The organism is Verrucosispora sioxanthis (assembly GCF_010560025.1).
Classification (GTDB): domain Bacteria; phylum Actinomycetota; class Actinomycetes; order Mycobacteriales; family Micromonosporaceae; genus Micromonospora; species Micromonospora palythoicola.
On the sequence record NZ_SAIY01000003.1, the window covers coordinates 86,075 to 106,014 of the forward strand.

At 67.6% G+C, this 19,940-nt stretch carries 18 protein-coding genes; 11 read left to right on the forward strand and 7 right to left on the reverse strand.

Going from position 1 to position 19,940, the window contains the following annotated elements; genetic code table 11:
- The first annotated feature begins 31 nt into the window (after positions 1-31).
- A complete protein-coding gene (locus ENC19_RS09710; protein WP_328824196.1) occupies positions 32-946 on the forward strand; it encodes an EamA family transporter in 915 nt (304 codons plus the stop codon).
- Positions 947-1,276: 330 nt separating this feature from the next.
- Here ENC19_RS09710 and ENC19_RS09715 read toward each other — a convergent pair whose 3' ends face one another.
- A complete protein-coding gene (locus ENC19_RS09715) occupies positions 1,277-1,531 on the reverse strand; it encodes a DivIVA domain-containing protein (protein ID WP_164446870.1) in 255 nt (84 codons plus the stop codon).
- A gap of 227 nt (positions 1,532-1,758) precedes the next feature.
- Between ENC19_RS09715 and ENC19_RS09720 the strand changes: the two genes are divergently transcribed.
- Both ENC19_RS09720 and ENC19_RS09725 read left to right on the forward strand, forming a co-directional pair.
- Positions 1,759-2,646: a helix-turn-helix domain-containing protein gene (locus ENC19_RS09720; protein ID WP_164446871.1), complete on the forward strand. Its 888-nt coding sequence runs from the start codon at positions 1,759-1,761 to the stop codon at positions 2,644-2,646.
- Entirely contained in the window at positions 2,639-2,854 is a 216-nt protein-coding gene (locus ENC19_RS09725) for a DUF397 domain-containing protein (RefSeq protein ID WP_164446872.1), read from the forward strand. Before ENC19_RS09720 ends, ENC19_RS09725 begins: the two co-directional genes overlap by 8 nt.
- Here ENC19_RS09725 and ENC19_RS09730 read toward each other — a convergent pair.
- The 5 genes from ENC19_RS09730 to ENC19_RS09750 all read right to left on the reverse strand — a co-directional run bounded on the left by ENC19_RS09730 (position 2,817) and on the right by ENC19_RS09750 (position 12,428).
- On the reverse strand, positions 2,817-4,169 hold the full coding sequence (locus ENC19_RS09730; protein ID WP_164446873.1) for a hypothetical protein: 1,353 nt from the start codon (positions 4,167-4,169) through the stop codon (positions 2,817-2,819). The two genes, ENC19_RS09725 and ENC19_RS09730, sit on opposite strands and share 38 nt — an antisense overlap.
- Positions 4,170-4,246: 77 nt before the next feature.
- On the reverse strand, positions 4,247-7,450 hold the full coding sequence (locus ENC19_RS09735; protein ID WP_164446874.1) for a type I restriction endonuclease subunit R: 3,204 nt from the start codon (positions 7,448-7,450) through the stop codon (positions 4,247-4,249).
- Positions 7,447-8,661 carry a restriction endonuclease subunit S gene (locus ENC19_RS09740; protein WP_164446875.1) on the reverse strand — a complete coding sequence of 405 codons (1,215 nt, stop codon included), beginning with the start codon at positions 8,659-8,661 and terminating at the stop codon, positions 7,447-7,449. The genes ENC19_RS09735 and ENC19_RS09740 overlap by 4 nt, the downstream gene beginning before the upstream one ends.
- Positions 8,654-10,267 (reverse strand): class I SAM-dependent DNA methyltransferase, encoded by a 1,614-nt coding sequence (locus ENC19_RS09745; RefSeq protein ID WP_164446876.1) that lies wholly within the window; start codon positions 10,265-10,267, stop codon positions 8,654-8,656. The genes ENC19_RS09740 and ENC19_RS09745 overlap by 8 nt, the downstream gene beginning before the upstream one ends.
- Before the next feature lie 31 nt (positions 10,268-10,298).
- Positions 10,299-12,428 carry a hypothetical protein gene (locus ENC19_RS09750; protein ID WP_164446877.1) on the reverse strand — a complete coding sequence of 710 codons (2,130 nt, stop codon included), beginning with the start codon at positions 12,426-12,428 and terminating at the stop codon, positions 10,299-10,301.
- A 215-nt stretch (positions 12,429-12,643) separates the two neighbouring features.
- Between ENC19_RS09750 and ENC19_RS09755 the strand changes: the two genes are divergently transcribed.
- From ENC19_RS09755 to ENC19_RS09770, 4 genes are all read left to right on the forward strand, one after another.
- Positions 12,644-13,174, forward strand: coding sequence for a DUF4352 domain-containing protein (locus ENC19_RS09755; protein ID WP_164446878.1), 531 nt, complete (start codon positions 12,644-12,646; stop codon positions 13,172-13,174).
- A 78-nt stretch (positions 13,175-13,252) separates the two neighbouring features.
- On the forward strand, positions 13,253-13,909 hold the full coding sequence (locus tag ENC19_RS09760; protein ID WP_164446879.1) for a hypothetical protein: 657 nt from the start codon (positions 13,253-13,255) through the stop codon (positions 13,907-13,909).
- A 126-nt stretch (positions 13,910-14,035) separates the two neighbouring features.
- Positions 14,036-14,401: an RNase H family protein gene (locus ENC19_RS09765; protein ID WP_164446880.1), complete on the forward strand. Its 366-nt coding sequence runs from the start codon at positions 14,036-14,038 to the stop codon at positions 14,399-14,401.
- Between the two features lie 23 nt (positions 14,402-14,424).
- Positions 14,425-14,727: a hypothetical protein gene (locus tag ENC19_RS09770; RefSeq protein ID WP_164446881.1), complete on the forward strand. Its 303-nt coding sequence runs from the start codon at positions 14,425-14,427 to the stop codon at positions 14,725-14,727.
- A gap of 68 nt (positions 14,728-14,795) precedes the next feature.
- Here the strand turns inward: ENC19_RS09770 and ENC19_RS09775 are convergent, their stop codons facing one another.
- Complete coding sequence (locus ENC19_RS09775; RefSeq protein WP_309246041.1) at positions 14,796-15,179, reverse strand: nucleotide pyrophosphohydrolase; 384 nt, start codon at positions 15,177-15,179, stop codon at positions 14,796-14,798.
- 132 nt (positions 15,180-15,311) lie between these two features.
- Here ENC19_RS09775 and ENC19_RS09780 point away from each other — a divergent pair, with 132 nt between their 5' ends.
- From ENC19_RS09780 to ENC19_RS09795, 4 genes are all read left to right on the forward strand, one after another.
- A complete protein-coding gene (locus ENC19_RS09780; RefSeq protein ID WP_164446882.1) occupies positions 15,312-15,680 on the forward strand; it encodes an MmcQ/YjbR family DNA-binding protein in 369 nt (122 codons plus the stop codon).
- Positions 15,681-15,750: 70 nt separating this feature from the next.
- Positions 15,751-16,353: a dihydrofolate reductase family protein gene (locus ENC19_RS09785; protein WP_164446883.1), complete on the forward strand. Its 603-nt coding sequence runs from the start codon at positions 15,751-15,753 to the stop codon at positions 16,351-16,353.
- A 392-nt stretch (positions 16,354-16,745) separates the two neighbouring features.
- On the forward strand, positions 16,746-18,878 hold the full coding sequence (locus ENC19_RS09790; protein WP_235944641.1) for a PQQ-dependent sugar dehydrogenase: 2,133 nt from the start codon (positions 16,746-16,748) through the stop codon (positions 18,876-18,878).
- A 19-nt stretch (positions 18,879-18,897) separates the two neighbouring features.
- Entirely contained in the window at positions 18,898-19,881 is a 984-nt protein-coding gene (locus tag ENC19_RS09795; RefSeq protein WP_164446884.1) for a sugar phosphate isomerase/epimerase family protein, read from the forward strand.
- Positions 19,882-19,940 lie beyond the last annotated feature (59 nt).

Below are 19,940 nucleotides of genomic sequence, written 5' to 3' on the forward strand. Positions count from 1 at the left end.
TCATCGGTTCGGCGCGTCGATCCTGATTCACGTGACAAATCCGGTACCCCCTCCGACCACGGGTCGCCTGGCCGCCACCGCCACGACCGCCTTCGCACCGGCGGTGTGGGGCACGACGTACGTGGTCACCACCGAACTGCTGCCGGCCGGCCACCCGCTCTTCGCCGGGCTGATCCGGGCACTGCCGGCGGGCCTTGCCGCACTCGCCATCGGCCGGGCGCTGCCGCACGGCAGGTGGTGGCTCAAGGCGGCGGTGCTGGGCGTGCTCAACATCGGCGTGTTCCTGCCGCTGCTGTTCGTCGCCGCCGAACGGTTGCCCGGCGGAGTGGCCGCCACGCTGGGCGCGGTGCAGCCGCTGGCCGTGGCGGTCCTGGCGGTGACCGTGCTGCACCAGCCCCCGTCGACCTGGAGCTTCGCCTGGGGAATCGTCGGCGTCGCGGGGGTCGGGCTGCTGGTCATCGGTCCCGACGCGGACGTCGACGTGGTCGGACTACTGGCCGGCCTCGGCGGCGCCGGGGCGATGGCGGTCGGGGTGACGCTCACCAAGCGATGGGGGCGCCCGGAGGGCGTGGGCCCCACGGCGTACGCCGGCTGGCAGCTCACGGCCGGCGGCCTGTTCCTGCTGCCGGTGACGCTGCTGGTCGAGGGGGCACCGCCCGCGGTCGACGCCAGCAGCGCGCTCGGCTACCTCTGGCTCGGCCTGCCCGGCGGCCTGCTCGCCTACGTCCTGTGGTTCCGGGGCATCGCCACGCTGCCGGTCACCTCCGTCGCGGTGCTCACCCTGCTCTCGCCGGTGGTGGCGGCGCTGCTCGGGGCGGTGCTGCTCGACGAGTCACTCACCCCGATCCAGTCGGCCGGCTTCGTGTGCTGCCTCGCCGCGATCGTCGCCGGCCACGACAGGTCGAAGACGTTCATCGCCAGTACGTCCGCAGGCAGCGCACGATGATCGTGTCGGCCCAGTCCGCCCGGGGGCACCGCCGGCCCGGTTCGTAACGACCCGCACGCTGATTCCGTGCCGACGGCACTGCCGGCCGTTCCTCGGGCCGCTCGTAGACGAGCGCACCGTCGCACCGCGAGGTCACCCGCAGCTCCGGTACTACATGCTCGACCGACACCCGCCGGAACCGCCCCGGCACGTCCCCGTCCGGCACGGCCTGCCCAGTCAGGTCGAGCGCGATCGGCCCCGGCCGCAAGAACCACTTCCACCGCCTACCCATGCCGCGCCCCTGTCCCGTGGCGGACAGGTCGCCCGCCGCTCTGCCGCCACGGCGGCAGGTCATCGGTCATCATCTCGGGCGCGGGCCCGCGCGGACTGCCAGTCACGCAGCGCGGCCTTGACTCGGGCGGTCTCCCGGTGACTCTCCGCGAGCGCCTGCTGGACGGTGGCCAATTCGGCGGCAACCCGATCGAGGAACGCGTACACCTCGTCGGGGGCCAGGCCGCGGCGTCCGCGCCAGACGCGGCGGAACCGATGCCCGCGCACCTGCCAGGGCAACAGCCCGGAGTACGCAGTGGAGCGGTAGGTCGACATGTCGCCGCCTTTCCATGGTGGGCGGGGCGGTGTGATCGGAACGCGGCGGCCGTCCGGGGGGAATCGGCCAGCCGCCGCGCTGTGACCATCCTGGAACGCTCCGCAGTGGATTAGCAACGTTCCAGGCCAGATTTTCGCGCTTGTGCATTGACTTTCTTCGTCGGAACCGATAAGCGTTACAGCAGAAGGTGACGCAGTGTTGCGAGCCGGAACCAGGGAGTGTGCGAATGGCCGAAGACATCGGATCGACCGTGCCGCGCCGGCAACTCGGCCGGCTGCTGCGCCAGTTCCGCAACGAGGCCGGGGTGACACTGGACGCCGCCGCCGAAGCCCTGGAATACAGCCGGCAGAAGATCTGGCGGCTCGAATGCGGCATGGGCTCCGTCCGGGTGCTCGACGTCAAGGCCATGTGCGAGCTGTACGGGGTGTCCCCGGAGATGACCGAGGCGATGCGCGGCCTGGCCGTCGAGACGAAATCCAAGGGCTGGTGGCACGCCTACGGGGACGCCGTGCCGAGCTGGTTCGAGCTGTACGTCGGCCTGGAATCCGCCGCTTCGCGGCTGCGCGGCTACGACGAATCACTGATCCCCGGCATCCTCCAGACCAAGGAGTACGCACACGCACTAATCCGCCTTGGGCGAATGATGAGCGACGAGGAACGAGAACAGGCCGTTGAGGTGCGGATACAGCGCCAAGCTCTGCTTACCCGCCGACTTCCCGCCGCGCCGCGCCTGGAGTCGATCCTGTCGGAGGCGGTGCTCCGGCGCGGCGTCGGCGGTCCGGCGATCATGGGCGGCCAACTCGACCATCTCATCCGGCTGTCGGGTTTGCCGAACGTGTCGGTCAGGGTGCTTCCGCTGGCAGCAGGCCCCCAGCCCGGTGCAGTGGCCGGCACCTTCATGGTTCTCGACTTCCCTCCCACCAAGGGCGGTCGGACCGCCCCGGAGCCGTCCGTCGTCTACAGCGAATCGTTGACCGGGGCGCTCTACCTCGACAAGCCGGATGAACTCGCGGCATACGAACGTGTCTGGCGGGGACTGGATGCGCTCGCCCTCGGCGAGGCAGAATCGAAGGACATGATCAAAAGGCTCATCGGGGAGATCCGGCATGACTGACCTGACCGGCGCCGTCTGGCGCAAGAGCACCCGCAGCGGCGACAACGGCGGCGCCTGCGTCGAGGTTGCGACCAACCTCCCCGGCATCGTCGCCGTCCGCGACTCGAAGGACCCTTCTGGTCACGCACTCATCCTCGCCCGGCTTGCATGGCCGACCTTCATCGATAGCGTCAAAGGCTTGGCACACCGAACGGAAGAGCGCGACTAGCACGGTGCCTCATCCACTCCTGCAATAGAGGCTTAACGTCAACTCGACTCCGAGCTGTAAGCATTGACACGGAGTAGAGGACCGCGTTGACTGCGATGCCCTCCAACACCTTACGCAGATCGGACTCGATCTTTCCCATTCCCGCCAGGGCATGAATTGTAGGCCCACGCTGCTCGTTCAAGTACTTCACGACCTCCTCCGCAACCCTATCCATCGACAGAATTACCCCAACGTCGCCGCCGTAGCGCTGAACCCGAGAGCTAAACGGATAAGCATCACCTAGACCGAACTCCCTGTCCTTCAGCTCGAAGAAGACGGTGACGCCGTTGATACTCGCCACGATGTCAAGCTCGTCCTCTCCTGCGGTGGCACCCCAGGCAATCTGGCTCATCTCAACTCCGGCTGTGAGCAGTAGATGGGTGATCCAGAGGGTCATCCAATGACTTCCATCTGTCAGCTCCTTTGCGCGCGGAGCCGGGGCATAGATCTCTTGAACATGCTCGTCCGAGAATGCGCGACCACAGTTCGAGCATCGAAACTTAACGCCCTCGATCTCTTCTTTAGACTGCGCTGTACAGAGGGTCGATGAATCCTTCCGACAAACTACCAGGAATTCCTTGTTGACTAGCCCGCGAGCAAGAAGAGGTTCAACCGTCTCTGCACTGATGTCCTGCCGTGCATCGACCGAACGCGCCTTCCCGACTTGGATTAGTCGTTGCAGGAAAAGGCGTTGCTCCGGGCGCACGAGAAGCGCCGCGTCCTCCATGTCGTCCATCGAAAGAGCGGCCGGCTTCGTCTTCAGCTCGCTCCTATTGCGAATCGAGCGAGGCGAGACAAACGGGTTCCGTGGTCCGTAATGAACCGAATTGCCCCTCAGCCAGTCCTGAGTCAGTGGCAACCACTCGAAGGACATCCCACGGAGACGTCGCCCATCCAAGGCAGCCTTAGCCGCCCTTCCCAACTCCTCGGCAAATTCAGGAAGCTTTGTATCCTTTTCGTGGCCACGAACTTCACCGATCGCAAGGCGAGACCTCATAGGCTGAACGATCATGGCTGAGCCGTCCAGGAAAAAGAGTTCGCCAAGCATGGGGGTATCCGGCGAGTGAGTAGCGCGAGGGCCTCCCAATACGGCTAGCAGCAAATTACTCTCCTGACTAGCGCGTAATTTGCTGCCCGTGAGACGCAGCAATTCCCGGCCCGCAGAGCGAAGGACCGGCTGGTAGGCGTCGTTCTTGGCCAGCTGCCGAATCACCGAGTCGATCTCTGCCTGTGTTCGCATAGCAGCCGAGGCGGTTAACCCATCGAAGATGTACACAAACCCCTCCTGAAAATCTGCTTATCTGTTCAATAGCCCGCTCATCCTCCGGCCCGATGTCTGCAGCGGGTCTCCCTCTACGCCTCGGGTGACCACTCCTCGGCGAAGGTCTCGGTCTGCTGAAGCACTCGCCGGATGGCGTCCTCGGCGGCGTCCGGCGGGTACCCATGCACGGCGAGCAGGCGTTTGATGGTGGAGCGGAGCTTGGCGCGTACGTCGTCGCGGGAGGTCCAGTCGACGGTGATGGACCGGCGGACGGAGGCCACCAGGTCCCGGGCGATGGCGGCGAGTTGCCCCTCCCCCATCACGGCCACGGCCGACTCGTTCGTGGCGACCGCGTCGTAGAACGCCAACTCGTCGTCAGTGAGCGCCGGGCTGAACTGCTTACCTCTGTCGGCCTCCGCGCTGACTTCCTTCGCCATCGCCACCAGCTCGGCGATGATTTCGGCGGAGGTCAGGTTCTGGTTGGTGTAGCGGCGCATCAACTCGATCAGCCGGGCCGAGAAGGCCTCCTGCCGCACGATGTTGTGCCGGGTGACCTTCCGCATGGTCTGCTCGATGGCCCGCCGCAGCGCCTCGATCGCCAGGTTCGGTGTCTTGGAGGCGCGTAGCTTCGCCAGGTACGCCTCGTCGAGGTGGGACAGATCGGGCCGGTCGATGCCGGCGGCGGCATAGATGTCGGTGACCCCGCCCGCCTCGATGACGCCGGCGGTGAGTTCCCGTAGGTAGAGCGCCACCTCGACGGGGATGGGCAGGCCGCGCGAGCGGCGGTCCTCCACGTCGTACTTGGCCATCCACACCCGTACGGCCTGGAAGAAGGCGATGTCGTCGCGGAGGTCGTTGATGTCGCCGCTGCTGGCGCAGAGCGCATAGAGCCGGTCGAGGCTGGCGGCGGCCTGCCGGAAACGTTGGGCGAGAGTCGCCTCGCCGGGCTCAGGCTGGTTTTCTGGCAGGCTTGGGTCGCGCAGGTGGTCGATGGTGCCGAGCACGGCGTTGGTAAAGGCGTTCTTGGCGCCGGAGGTCAGCACACCGCGCCAGTCGTATCCGGCCAGGATCGTCCCGCATAACACGTCGTGCAGATCCCGGATGCGGGCTACGGCTTCATCGGTGTCCCGGCCGACCGGCTTGTTGTCCTGGTCGCTCTTGGTGTATTCGGCCAGCGCCTCGTGCAGGCTCTGGGTGATCGGGGCGTAGCCCACCAGCAGGCCATCCTGCTTGCCGCGGAAGGTGCGGTTGACCCGCGCGAGTGCCTGCATCAGCGCCGCGCCACGCATCGGCTTGTCGAGGTAGAGCGTGTGCAGCGGCGGGGAGTCGAACCCGGTGAGCAGCATGGACTGGACGATGATGAGTTCCAGCTCGTCATCGGGATTCTTCGCCCGGTTACGGACCACCTTCGTCTGCGAGGGCCGCCGGACGTGCTTGCGGATGTGCGGCTCGTCGTCCGGGCCACCGGTGTAGACAACCTTGATCTTGCCGAGGTCGTCGGCGTCGGAGTGCCAGCCCTCGGGGAGCCGCGCGATCATCTCGTCGTAGAGGCGGGCGCAGATGTCCCGCGTCGCGCACACGATCATGCCCTTGCCGGGCCCGCCGATGTACTTGCGCATCTGTTCGGACCGGGCCTGCCAATGCTCGACCAGATCAGCAGCCAGCGCCTCGACCCGGTGGGGCGCACCGTAGACGGCGTTCATCACCGCGACCGTGCGCTGGATTCGCGCCTTCTCGGCGTCGTCCAGCCCGGCGGTCAGCGTGTCGGCCCGCTCGTCGATCGTCTCGGGGTCGATGTCGGCCGGCAGGTCCACCGGGATGAGCCGGCTCTCGTGGTAGACGCGGACCGTCGCGCCGTCCTGGACCGCCCGGGTCAGGTCGTAGATATCGATGTAGTCGCCGAACACCGCCCGGGTGTCGCGGTCGGCCTCAGAGATGGGCGTACCGGTGAAGGCGATCAGCGTCGCGTGCGGCAGGGCGTCGCGCAGGTGCCGCGCGTAGCCGTCGAGGCTGTCGTAGTGGCTGCGGTGCGCCTCGTCGACGACCACGATGATGTTGCGCCGGTCCGACAGCAGCGGATGCTTACGGCCCGAGTCCCGCTCGTCCCGGGTACGCCCGAACTTCTGCAACGTCGTGAAGATGATCCCGCCGGTACGCCGGTTAGTCAGCTCGTTGCGCAGGCTCTCCCGGGTGACCGCCTGCACCGGCCGCTCCGGCAGCAGCTCGCTGGCGACGAACGCCTCCAGGAGTTGCTCGTCCAGGTCGGTCCGGTCGGTGATCACGACGATGGTCGGGTTGCCCATGCTCGGGTGGGTGGCGATCTGGTGGGCGTAGAACTCCATCTCCATCGACTTGCCGGAGCCCTGCGTGTGCCACACGACGCCGGCCTTGCCGTCGCTGCGGGTCGCCTCGATGGTCTTGCGAACCGCTTTCTCCACCGCGAAGTACTGATGCGGCTTCGCGATCCGCTTTACCGGCCCTCCCCCTACCTCGGCGAAGGCGACATAGCCGTGCAGCAATTCCAGGAACCGGCGCGGAGTGAACAGGCCGTAGAGCGTCAGGTTGAGCGCCAGATCCTCGTCGCTCTTCGGCGGCTGCGGCACCGGCTCGCCCGCGTCGTCGACGTTCCACGGCGCGAAATGCTCGAACGGCGTGAAGGCGGTGCCGTACCGCGCGGTGATCCCGTCCGAGACAACGCAGACCACATTGGCCCGGAACGCCAGCGGCAACTCCTCGACGTAGGTGCCGACCTGCCGATGGGCACCCCGCAGATCGGCGTACGCGTCACCAGCCTTCTTCAGCTCGACCAACCCGACCGGGAGCCCGTTCAGGTAACAGACGACGTCAAACCGTCGCTTGTGGTCGCCCTCGGTCACCGTCACCTGGTCGGCGACCAGGTAGTCGTTGGCAGCCTCGTTCCGGAAGTCGACCAGCCGAACGGTCGGGTTGTGCTCGGCACCATGCTGGTCGGTGTGAAGGATCGATCGAATGCCCTTGACCATCAGCTCGTGCAGCCGCCGATTCTCAGCCAGGGCGTCCCGCGAGCGGGCGCTGAGCACATAGGCGACTGCCTCATCGACCTGCGCGGGCGGGAGCTGCGGGTTGAGCCGGGCGACAGCGTCGCGCAGCCGGCCAGGCAGAATCAGCTCCGCCCACGACTCACGCTCGCCGGTCCCGGGCGCAAGTGACGATCCGGGTACGGGCTCCCAGCCCAACTCGCCCAACGCATCCAGCGCAAGCGCCTCCCACTGCGCTTCGGTCAGGTCATGCGAGAGCGCGGATCCTCCCCGACTCATGTCGCGTCCTCCACAGCACTCTCGGCATCTCGAACCCGAATCCCCCCCGACATCAGTCCGGGCAGCAGCGCATCGCGTAGGTGTGAGAGAGTCCGGTTCTCGCCACTGCGGGCGGCTGTGTCATCGATGAGCGCTTGGGCCTTGTCGCTCCAGTCTCGCCTAATTTTCTGCCCCGGCCACGGCACTTCATAGGTTAGGACTGCGTCCCGCGGAAGCGCGACAACGGTAGTTCCGGTGGCGTAGGTTATAGCGCGTTCACGGAAGAGAGGATCGCGGAATGCCCCGTACAGCCAGAGCAGATCGCCTTCGACGCCAGCATGCGGGCGAATCGCGAATACGTGGTGCGTAAAAAGAGCTCTTTCGGCATCTGTCATCGCTAGAGCCGGCTGACCGAGAATCTCGCGGCGCTGGGTAAGGTCGGTGTTGGCCATAAGCAGGCCGCCGCGACTGACCCAATGACGGTCCTTCGACTCTCCGTCGTAATACTTTAGCGCCGATCCTTTGAATCGCCCGTCCGTGCTGAAGTTGCCTAGATTCACAAGGGGCACACTACCACCAAGACCCGATCCCTTATAGGACAAGCCCTTGTTCACCTCTGCCAGCTGAGAGACAGGAACGAAGTTGCGCGCACCGAGTGCCGATTTCGTCCATTGAGCCTGGACAAGTTCATAGGAATTTTCGACGATCCGATCGTTGACCGCGATCTTTTCATCCAGCGCCCCCAGCACGGCTGCAATCGCCACCTGCTCGGGATAACTCGGCGCAGGAATGCGAACCCGAACTAGCTCGGACTGCCTGATGCCTGCGACCGTTGTTCCGGTCGCCCGCCCCCGCAGCTCAGACTGAACGGCATCTGTCTGCAGTGCATAGAACAAGAACCTGCTGTCTAGGACGCCAGCCTTCCCGCGCAGCCCGAAGAGTCGCTGGCCCAACACCAACGGGGAATCGTCAGGAACAAGAGCCACTCTCCCAAGCGGAGCTTCAGACGTCAGAAGAACATCATGACGCTTTAGCGAGACCGACATCCAGCGGCCGTACATCTCCTCCGTAACACAGCGAGCTTCTCCCAGCGCAAGCCGCCCGTCTTTCACCAACAGCGCCGAGGCCACCGGCACGCCCTGCCTAACGAAGTCACCACCGAGCTTCCTCGGCGTCTTTCCCCGATGGTCAATTAGCACCTCAAGAGATTCACCTAAAATCAAGTCAGGCATCGAGGCGCTCCAACTGGACGCGAACAGCCCTCTCCGACCGCGCGGACTCTTCGAAGTGGGCCAACAGATCTTTCTTGAGGCGTTCGATCTTGTCGACGATCGGCTCGTCGTCAGAAGTATCAATCTCCGCCGCGCCGACGTAGCGGCCAGGGGTAAGCACGTGGTCGTGCTCACGGATTTGGTTAATGCTCGCCGAGTAGCAGAAGCCAAGCACGTCCTCGTACTTCTGATCCTGGACTCGCGCGGATGCCATGCCCCGCCAAGCGTGATAAACGCTAGCGATCTTTGCGACGTCCTCGTCGGTCAGGATGCGCTCGGTGCGGTCGACCATTGTGCCCATGTTGCGGGCGTCGATGAAGAGCACCTCGCCGCGCCGGTCTGCGAGCCGCTTCGCGCCCTGCGGCCCCTTGTCCTTGGCGAAGAACCACAGGCAGGCCGGGATCTGGGTGGTGCGGAAAAGCTGCGGGGGCAGCGCCACCATGCAGGAGATCAGGTCGGCCTCGACCATCGCCGCGCGGATCTCGCCCTCGCCCGACTGCTTTGACGACATCGAGCCGTTGGCGAGCACTACGCCCGCCGCACCCCGCTCGGCGAGCTTATAGACGATGTGCTGCAGCCAGGCGAAGTTGGCGTTGCTGGCCGGCGGTACGCCGTAGCGCCAGCGCGGGTCTTCGACGCTCCGGGCCCAGTCCGACATGTTGAACGGCGGGTTGGCCAGGATGAAGTCGGCGCGCAGGTCGGGGTGCTTGTCGGCGTGGAAGGTGTCCTCCCAGCGCGGGCCGAGGTTGCCGGTGATGCCGTGGATGGCGAGGTTCATCTTCGCCAGTCGCCAGGTGCGTTCGTTGGACTCCTGACCGTAGACGGCGATGTCGTCGCGCCGGCCCCGGTGGTTGAGCACGAACTTCTCGGCCTGCACGAACATGCCGCCCGACCCGCAGCACGGGTCGTAGACCCGCCCTGAGTACGGCTCCAGCATCTCGACCAGCAGCTTGACCACGCTGCGCGGGGTGTAGAACTCGCCGCCGCGCTTGCCCTCGGCCCGGGCGAACTTCTCCAGGAAGTACTCGTACACCTCGCCGAGCACGTCGCGGGCGGGTCGGTCGCCGTGGCCGGTGAACCGGGCGTCGCTGATCAGATCGACCAGCTCACCCAGCCGCCGCTGGTCGACGTTGTCCCGGTTGAAGATCTTCGGCAGCACGCCCTGCAGCGCCGGGTTGGACTTCATGATGACGTCCATGGCGTTGTCGAGCAGCAGCCCGATCTCGCCGCCCTTGGCCCGATCCGCGAGGTGGATCCAGCGGGCCTCCTCCGGCACCCAGAAGACACCGTGTCCGGCGTACTCGTCGATGTCGTCGAGGAAGGCGTCCAGCCGGGCCTCGGGGATGCCCTGGTCGAGCACCTCCTGCTTGATCTGGTCGCGGCGCTCCTCGAACGAGTCGGAGACGTACTTGAGGAAGACCAGGCCCAGGACGAAGTCCTTGTACTGCGCGGCGTCCATCGAGCCGCGGAGCTTGTCGGCGGCCTTCCAGAGGGTGTCGCGTAGGTCGGCCATGGTCGGCATGCCGGGCAGTGCGTTCTGCCCGGCCGCCCTCTTTCTGGGGGGCATGGTGCTCCTCGTATCCGTTCCTGCGGTGCGGTCAGTTTTGCTGGTCAGCCTGGGGTGGTCCAGCCAGCGGCGGGCCCGGCGTGGTGGTCAGGGTGCCATCGGTGAGCCCATCCACCGTCCGCCAACCGATCTCGTCGAGCAGGGCAAGCTCACGGCGCGCCAGGTTACGGCGCTCCTCCACGGCCGCCAGCAGCGCGTCGAGCCGCGCCACGTCAGCGGGCGGAAGCAGGGGAAGTTGCAGGTCGGCCAGCCGGGTCGCGGCGCGCACCGCGCCGGCCGGCCGCTGCGTGGGTACGGCGTTGAGCAGGGCCTCCAGCACTCGCGGGGTGAACCGTTCACCCCCGTCCGGCAGGATGCGCAGCACGCGTGTCGGATAGTCGACAACCGAGGTGCCTGCGGCGTCGTGGTACGCCCGCAGCCAGGGCGTCATCGTCACCAGCAGGTCACCGGCTTCGGTGAGCCGGGCGCGTGGATAGCGCTGGGCGAACACGGCACGGTCGATCCGTCGGGACCCGACCTGGGTGGCCCCGGCCAGCTCCGGTGGCCCGACGACCGGATAGTGGCCGTCACCGCTGACGTCGGCGTCCGCGATCCGGCTGCCGTTGAGCAGAACGAGGTGACCGTCCCGGACCAGTGCGCCGATGGACCTGGTCGGTGCTCGCTGGATGTCGTCCTGCGCGGCCAGGAGAGTGCGGACCTGTGGGCGGGGTCCGGCCAGCCGGTTGAGGTCCACCTCCAGCTCGGCCAGCTCGGCGACCGTCCTCCGGCCGTCGCGGACCATCTCCCGCAACGTTGCCGGCCGGCGGGCGGTCAACGGGCGTCGGGGCACGATGAGGTCCGCGATCCGCACCTGGCTGGCGTACGCCCGTAGGTGCTGCTCCGGGCGGTGACCTTCCCGGCGCCAGGTGGCCACGTCGAGGATCAGTTCGTCGGCCACCCGGTCGGTGAGCGGCCGGTCGGAGACGTCTGCCAGCAGCACCCGACCCTGCCACTCCGGTGCCTCCTCGTGCCGGAGCACCCACAGGGCGGTCTGGTAGCCCGGCCGGAAGGGCACCATGCCGCCGGGAAGCTGCACGACCGCTTCGACCCGATTCGTGGTCAGCAGCTCGTTCCGGGAGCGGGCCGCCGCCTTGTAGGGCGGCAGCACGCCGACGAGCAGCTCCGCAGGGCCGAACACCACCGCGGTCTGCCCCGGCGTGAGCGAGGTGGCCACGTGGGTCAGTTCCGGAAACGGATCGAGGTCGGTGCGTCTCTCGGCCGACTGGTAGGGCAGCTGGATGAACTGCGCGTCGCCTGCGACCGGGCCCGATTGTCGGGCTGCGCCGATGTCGAGCTGCCACCTGCCCCGTGAGACGCCGTGCACGACGAGCCGGCGGCGGGCCAGGCGGGCCAGCAGCGGGTCGGCCTCGGCGGCGAACATGACCGGATCATGCTCGCCTAGCACCTGGCGGGCGGCCATGAGCAGGTCGCCGGCACCGGCACTCGGGTCGGCCACCTGCACGAATCCGTGCAGGTCGGCGTGCTCGCGTACGCCGGAGAGCCCGACCATGAGACGGGCCAACTGCGGGAGGATCGCCGCCTCGTAGAGCTGCGGCACGGCGAACCGGTTCCGGGCGGCGAGCACCCGCTCGTACGCCTGGGCGGTGCCCCACGCCGCCTCGATCAGCTCGTCGACCACCTCGGTCAGCCAGGCCGCCTCAGTCGGCAGCGCCTCGATCTCCGATCGCAGCAGCTCGTCGTCCCAGTCGACCTCGACGGCGCGCTCACGAAGCGCCTCCACCACCTGCCGGTCGGTGTAGCCGCTCGGGTGCAGCGGCTCGTCGTCGAGGTGATGCAGACAGATCAGGGCGGTGATGGCGGGCACCAGTTGCTGCGGAGTGAGCGTGCGGCGCCGGCCGACCCCCGTCGACGAGGCGGCCCGGAGCGTCAGGCCGGCGAGCAGGTGAAGCCGGAGGTCCGGCTCGATTGACTGGCGCTCGGCCCGGCCGGTGTCGACCAGCCAGTCGACCACCTCACGCGCCTTGAACAATGGCCGTCCACGGTCGACCTGGGCCGGCGTGGGAAAGGCCGGATAGCGGCGACGCCAGGTGGTGACCACAGGACGCCGCACCCCAGCCAGGGTGGCGATCTCGGGCAGCGAGATGAGATCTGTAACGACCATGGGGCACCTCCTCGTCCCGCTCGTTCGTCAGGCGACGGGTCGACAGTAAGCGACCCGCCGAGTCTCCGACAGTCGTCCTTTTGGTAACCCTGGTTACCAACCTTCGGATGCCTTTTAGCTGGCGCTCGGACGATGACCGCTGCTGTGATTCAGCGGCATCAACGAACCGCTTCCGCTCGGAAGCCACGCCATCCCTCCAGAATCGGAGCTCCTTCATGCGCAAGACCACCACGTTCACGCTGCTCGCCACCGCCCTCATCGCGTTGGGCTGCGGCGCCGGCGCTACCGACGAGGGCGGCAGCGCCGGCAACGGCGACACCGCCGCCAAGAGTGAGGACAAGCCCAAGACCGCGAAGATCGGCCAGGCCGTTCGGGACGGAAAGTTCGAGTTCACGGTGAAGTCGAACAAGTGCGGTGTCCGCAAGGTCGGTTCCGACCTGCTCGGCGACAAGGCCCAGGGCCAGTTCTGCCTGGTGACGGTCAACGTCAAGAACATCGGCAAGGAGCCGCAGACGCTGCTCGACAGCAGTCAGAAGGCGTACGACGCCGACGGCACCGAGTACTCCACCGACTCGGAGGCCGCGATCTACGCCAACGAGGACCAGCAGACCCTGTTCGCGGAGATCAACCCTGGCAACCAGGTGACCGGCGTCCTCGTCTTCGACATCCCGAAGAAGGTCAAGCTCACCAAGCTCGAGCTGCACGACTCGCCGTTTTCCGGCGGCGTCGAGGTCTCGCTCAGCTGACTTGTCTCCGTGTCGGGGCGAGCCTCCCTGCCCGCCCCGACTGTGCACAACTTCCACCGCTCACATCGGGAGTACGCCATGACCGATCCGTCCGCGCCCAAACCGCCCGACCAGCCCACCGATTCGCCGCAGGCGAACCAGTCTCCGGCCGCACCGCCAGGCGGCCCGGTGCCCGCCCCTGATGCGTCATCCTGGTCCGGAGTCACGGTGGCTGAGGCCGTCAGCCCGCCGAAGCGTCCAACCGCTCAGCCCTGGATTCTCGGCGGAGCGGCTCTGGTCATCACCCTCACCGCCGGCATCGCCATCGGTGGTGTCGCGGCCAGCAACGGTGACCAGGCCGCCAGCGTGAGCAGCTCGACATCGGCCGCACCGAGCAGCCCCGCCGCCACGAAAACCGCGGCAACGCACACCGCTGCCCCCACGACCGCAGCCCCTGCCTTTCACACGCCCACCACGAAAGACTTCAAGCTCGGCGTGAAGATCCTACGCAAGCAGTGCTTCGGCAGCGCCGGATGCAACATCAACTACCGGATCGACGTCACCTATCTGGGCGGCGAACTGGATCCGTCGAAGACCTACGAGATCACCTACGAGGTCACCGGAGCCGAAGACCCGATCATCAACACCCTTGAGGTCACCGGTGACTCCGCTTCGGTACAGGAGGAAGAGAGCGCCGGCACGAAGCGCTCCAGCGACAAGCTGACCGCCGTCGTGGCCGACATCTCCGAGTCGTAGCGGACCAAAGTTCGACAATTTCGCCGACCTGATCCGGCTGCGACATCAGCTTCGCCGTGCCGGGGCGAGCCCACTGTCTCGCTCCGGCGCCCCTTCCCCATCCCCCGCGAGACGTCAGGAGGCGTCGTGCGTACCGATGAGATCCTGCGTACCCTCGACCTGCTCCCCGCTCCCCTGCGGGAGCGCACCACCGCCCTGCGGTACCTACACCGCTGGCAGGCCGGCCAGACCGAGGAGACGCCGGCCGGTTACGACCTGCTTCCACGTCGGTGGTCGCCGCAGCCCACCCTCGTCCGCCTGGCACAGCTCGTGGCCCGGCGGCCTGACCTGTCCTTCACGCACGTGAAGGCACACACCGGCCACGCGCTCAACGAGACGGCCGACGCCCTGTCGCACATGGCGCGCCGTCGGCTCGGCGAGGTCTTCGACGTACGCCCACGGGCCTACGACCTGGTCGACGCGTTCCTGCGCGACTGGCACACCACATGCTGACCGCGTCGATCACTGGGAGCGGGATGTCGAACGACCACGGCCCGGTATCACCGCCCGCCGACCTGCCCGACCCGAAACGAACCGATGAGCAGGGTCCGTGCCAGCTCGTCACTCGGCGGTACGTGCAGCGTCGCATAGCCGCGCTGCCCGCCGGCCCGGAAGCGCAGGAGTTCCGGCGGCGCGTCCTGCTGGAGATCTTCGACGAGCTGACCGCGCAGGGTCACCCTGAGCCGCTGACGCTGCTCGCCGCTGTGCTGGGCATCCCGGTCGACACCCTCGTCATCCATCTACGCGCCGCCCACCGTCCCTGGGACCGATCCCGGTGACCGTAGGCCGATGCGGGTAGGCCTGCTGCGCATTCCTCAGTTGGCTCGGGGCCTCAGGGTGGTCGCGGCTAACCAGCGCTGTCTGCCGATGGAGCCTTGGCCGCGGAGCCGTACGACCGTTCGACCGGGTAGCGCCGGGCCGCCTCCGTCAACTTGTCGGTGGCGGCGGCCACCGGGTCGATGCCCAGGATGTCGCTCAGGCGGGCGAGGTAGATCATGACGTCGCCGATCTCGGCGCGCACCCGTGCGCCGTGCTCGGGATCGGCCATCACCTGCGCGGATTCCTCCGGGGTGAGCCACTGCAACTCGGCCAGCAACTCGCCCACCTCGCCGGCGAGGGCCATCGCCAGGTTCTTCGGCGTGTGGAACCGCTGCCAGTCCCGCTCGTCGGCGAACCGGCGCAGCCGGTGCACGAGGTCGGCCAGCCCGGGGTCGTTCGGTTCGTGTTCCACGGGGCCGAACCCTACCGCCGTCGGACCATCAGCCGACTTCGGCCGGGCTGGTAAGTGCCGCCCCGGCCCGGCTTCCCGATCGAACCTCCGGCGCTCCCAGGTTTTGTCAGACCCGTGTCCTAGCGTGGGCCGATGACCGACATGGTGGCGATCGTCCGGCGGGCCTGCCTGCGTCTTCCCGAGGTCAGCGAGCGACTGAGCCACGGCACCCCGACCTGGTTCATCCGGGGCAAAAGGTCCTTCGTCATGGTCTGGCCGGACGGGCACCACCAAAACGACTTCGCCCACCTCTGGTGCGCCGCCCCGCCGGGCTCCGCAGAGGAGCTGATCGCGGAGAATCCGCGGACCTACTTCCGCCCGCCCTACGTGGGGCATCGCGGTTGGGTCGGCGTACGCCTCGACACCGGGATCGGCGAGGCCGAGCTGGCCGAGATCATCGAGGACGGTTACCGGGCGGTGGCACCCCGGACGTTGCTCGCCCGGCTCGACGCGCCTCGATGAAGCCACGCTCCGACACAACCTGGCGTCGGGCCGGAAGCAGTTGCAGATCGCCAAACACTTGGGAGAGAGCGTGTCGGGTCGGTTCGTGTACTGGATGAACGTGTCGGTCGATCTGCGGATCGAGCGCGCCCCGGGTGAGCAGGGCGGTGGCGACTGGATGCGCATCGGCGAGTCGCTGCATCGGGAGTTCAACAGGCGGGCGCGGGCGATGTCGCTCATGGTCGAGGGCCGCACGATCTACGAGACGATGGAGGCGTTCTGGCCGGGCGCCCGCGACGACGAATCTCTGCCGGAATACCTGCGGGAGTACGGCGAGATCTGGACCTCGATGCCCAAGGTGCTCGTTTCTCGCACCCGCGACAACGCCGGGCATCACACCCGGGTCATCGGTGGGGACGACGCGATCGGGCAGCTCGCTCTGCTACGGGAGCAGTCCGACGGTGACATCGGGGTCGGCGGTGCCACCCTGGCCACCAACCTGCTGCGGGCGGGGCTGCTCGAGGAACTGCTGCTCTTCACCCACCCCGTCGTGCTCGGTACCGGCCGGCCGCTGTTCGACGACCATGACGAGCCGGTCGAGCTGGACCTGATCGAGCAGGCGTCGTTCGATCAGGGCGTGACGATGCACCGGTACGCCGTCCGAGGCGGCCGCGACGCCGAGCCGGTGGCCTGAAGGGCCACGCTGAGTCGTCGGTCCAACCTGCACCGCCCTCGGGTGCTGCGGAGCCGCCCAGAGACCGAGGGCGGTTTTTCGTGTGTGGACGATCCTTTCGCCATCGTGGCCGAAAGTTCGATTTAACCTGGCAGAAGCCATGGACACATCGACATGGCTTTTGTTAACTTCACCCCGGATGTTACGACGGGGTGAACCGCCGCAGGGGCCAGCGCCACGCTCGTGACCTCCGACGGCCCCTCGGACACCTACCCCAATCCTCAGTTTCCGCGCCCGCGCCGCCCACCGGCGGTCCAACGGGCCATTCGGTGCTGCCCAAAACCCGGAGGAGAAGCCCAGCACCCCGTACGTCCCCGACCTGCCCGACCCGTCCTCACACCAAGGAGAGGCAGTTGAAGAGACGACTCGCGCTCGCGGTGGCCGGTCTGACGACCATCACGCTCGTCGCCCCGCCCGCCAGCTCGATGGCCGCGCCGACCAACCCCACGGCCGCGCCCGGCACCACCACTCCCCCGCCCGACACGGCCTTCCAGAAGGTCACCCTCAACGACCGTCCCGGCGAACCGATGGACCTGGCCGTGCTACCCGACGGTCGGGTGCTGCACGTGACCCGCGCCGGCGAGGTGTGGTTGCACAATCCCGACACCGGCCGCAACACGATTGCCGCCACCCTCGACGTCTACCAGCACGACGAGGAGGGCCTGCAGAACGTCGCCATCGACCCGGGCTTCGGCCGGCGCGGCAACAACTGGGTCTACCTGTACTACTCGCCGCCGATGGACACCCCGGTCGACGACCCGTCCACCCCGGACGTCAACGAGGGCGACGCGCCCGCCTGGGGCACCGAGGAGGAACTCGCACCGTTCAACGGGGTCATCCGACTGTCCCGGTTCCGGCTGGTCAAGGACACCTTGGACCTGCGTACCGAGCAGCGGATCATCGACGTGCCGGTGAACCGGGGCATCTGCTGTCACGTCGGCGGAGACATCGTCTTCGACGCGAAGGGCAACCTGTACCTGTCCACCGGGGACGACACGAACCCGTTCGAGTCCGGCGGGTACACCCCGATCGACGAGCGGCCCGGCCGCAACCCGGCGTACGACGCGCAGCGCACCAGCGCCAACACCAACGACCTGCGCGGCAAGATTCTGCGGATCAAGGTCGGCGCCAACGGCAGGTACACCGTCCCGAAGGGGAACCTGTTCAAGCCCGGCACCCGGGGCACCCGGCCGGAGATCTACCTGATGGGGCTGCGTAACCCGTTCCGGATCGAACTGGACCGCAAGACCGGCGATCTGTACGTCGCCGACTACTCCCCGGACGCCGGTCAGCCCGACCCACTGCGCGGACCGGCCGGGCACGGCAAGTGGTTCGTGGCCCGCAAGGCCGGCAACCACGGCTGGCCCTACTGCGTCACCCCGCAGTTGCCGTACCGGGACTACGACTTCGCCACCGAGGAGTCCGGTGCGGAGTTCGACTGCACGGCACCGGTCAACGAGTCACCGAACAACACCGGGCTGCGCAAGCTGCCCGCCACGCAACAGCCGGACGTGTGGTACAGCTACGACGCCTCCGCGCAGTTCCCCGAGTTGGGCACCGGCGGCATCGGCCCGATGGCCGGGCCCGCGTACCGCTTCGACCGCTCCACCACCCGGGGCCGCAACCCGGTGGCGTGGCCGGCGTACTACGACGGCAAGCCGCTGTTCTACGAGTGGACCCGCGACTACGTCAAGGCGTTCCAGCTGGACCGGCGCGACACGCTCGACGGCATCGAGCCGGTGCTGCCCTCGGTCGTCTTCGACAACCCGATGGACCTGGAGTTCGGCCCCGACGGCGCGCTCTACGTCCTCGAGTACGGCGACGGATTCTTCAGCGAGAACCCGGAGGCTCAGGTGGCCCGGATCGACTTCATCGGTCGGGACGGCAACCGCAGCCCGATCCCGGTGGTCTCGGCCAGCCACACCGCCGGCCTGGCCCCGCTGACCGTGGAGTTCTCCAGCGAGGGCACCACCGATCCGGACGGCGACCGCCTGCGGTACGAGTGGTACCTCGACGACGACGACCGGGTCGACTCGCGGTCGACGAACCCGACGTTCACCTACCGCGAGAACGGCAGCTACGAGGCGACGCTGAAGGTTACCGACCGGAAGGGACGCTCGGCGTCCGCCTCGGTGCGGGTCGTGGTCGGCAACGCCGTGCCGGTGGTCGAGCTGGTCGCGCCGGCCGAGGGCCAACCCTTCGCCTTCGGCGACACCATCCGGTACGAAGTACGGGTCACCGACGACCAGTCGGTCGACTGTGCCCGGGTCAGCGTGACCTACATCCTCGGTCACGACGACCACGGGCATCCGCAGACCACCGCCAACGGCTGCACCGGGTCGATTCTGACCACTGTCCCGTCCGGGCACGACCCGGCCACCGACAACCTGTCCGCCGTGTTTGTCGCCTCCTACACCGACCCCGGTGACGACGGACTGCCGCCGCTGACCGGGACCGACCAGGTCGTGCTCGTACCCGGCGTGTAGAACCACGAGAGGAGTCATCATGTGTTACGGATACGACGGGATGGCCGCGCTGCGGCGTTCCGTTCTCGACCGGCGGGGCCTGCTACGCGGCTCGATGGCCGCGATGGCCGGCGTCGGCCTCGCCACCGCGGGGGTGGGCGCGACCGCCGCCTCCGCCGGTCCGAAGCACGGTCCGGGTCACGGACACGACCCCGGGCACGGGCACGGCGGTCGGCGGCGGGTGCCGCCGGGGCTGATCAGCATCCAGCTCTGGACGGTCCGCGGCGCGCTGAACGGCGAACCGGGATACGACGCCACCCTGCGGCACCTCGCCCGGATCGGCTACCCGAAGGTGGAACTGGCACTCGGCTACTTCGGCCGCAACGCCGCCCAACTGCGCCGCTTCCTGGACAGCATCTGCCTCAAGGCCACGTCCAGCCACGACGGGATCAGCGAGACTCCCGCCGCGCTGCAGGAGAAGATCCGCAACGCGGTGACGCTGGGTCAGAAGTTCATGGTGGTGCCGTACCTCTACTCGGAGAACGTCGACGACTGGAAACGGTGGGCGGAGCAAATGAACGTCGAGGCCGCCGCGGCGGCCCGGGCCGGTCTGCGCTACGGCTACCACAACCACGCCCACGAGTTCACCATCGACCTCGGCGGCGGTCGTACGCCGTGGGACGTGCTGACCGAGGAACTGGATCCCCGGCTCGTCCACCTGGAGATCGACATCTACTGGGCGGTGACCGGCGGCATCGAGTCCGGCGACGGTGTGCGCGACCCTGAGGGCTTCACTCTCGACGTGATCCGCGCCGCGCCGCAGCGGGTGCTCCAGTACCACGTCAAGGACCGGCACGCCGCCGACGGCGACATGGCCGACCTCGGCACCGGGATGATCGACTTCGCGCGGATCTTCCGGAAGCACCCGGTGCTGGAGTACATCGTGGAGAACGACACGCCGGACGTGACGCCCCAGCGCACCGCCGAGGTCGGCTACCGCTACCTGCGCCATCTGCGGTACTGACGAACCTTCTCCGCGGTAGTCGCCGGGGTGCCGAGTCGACCAGATCGGCACGGCACCCC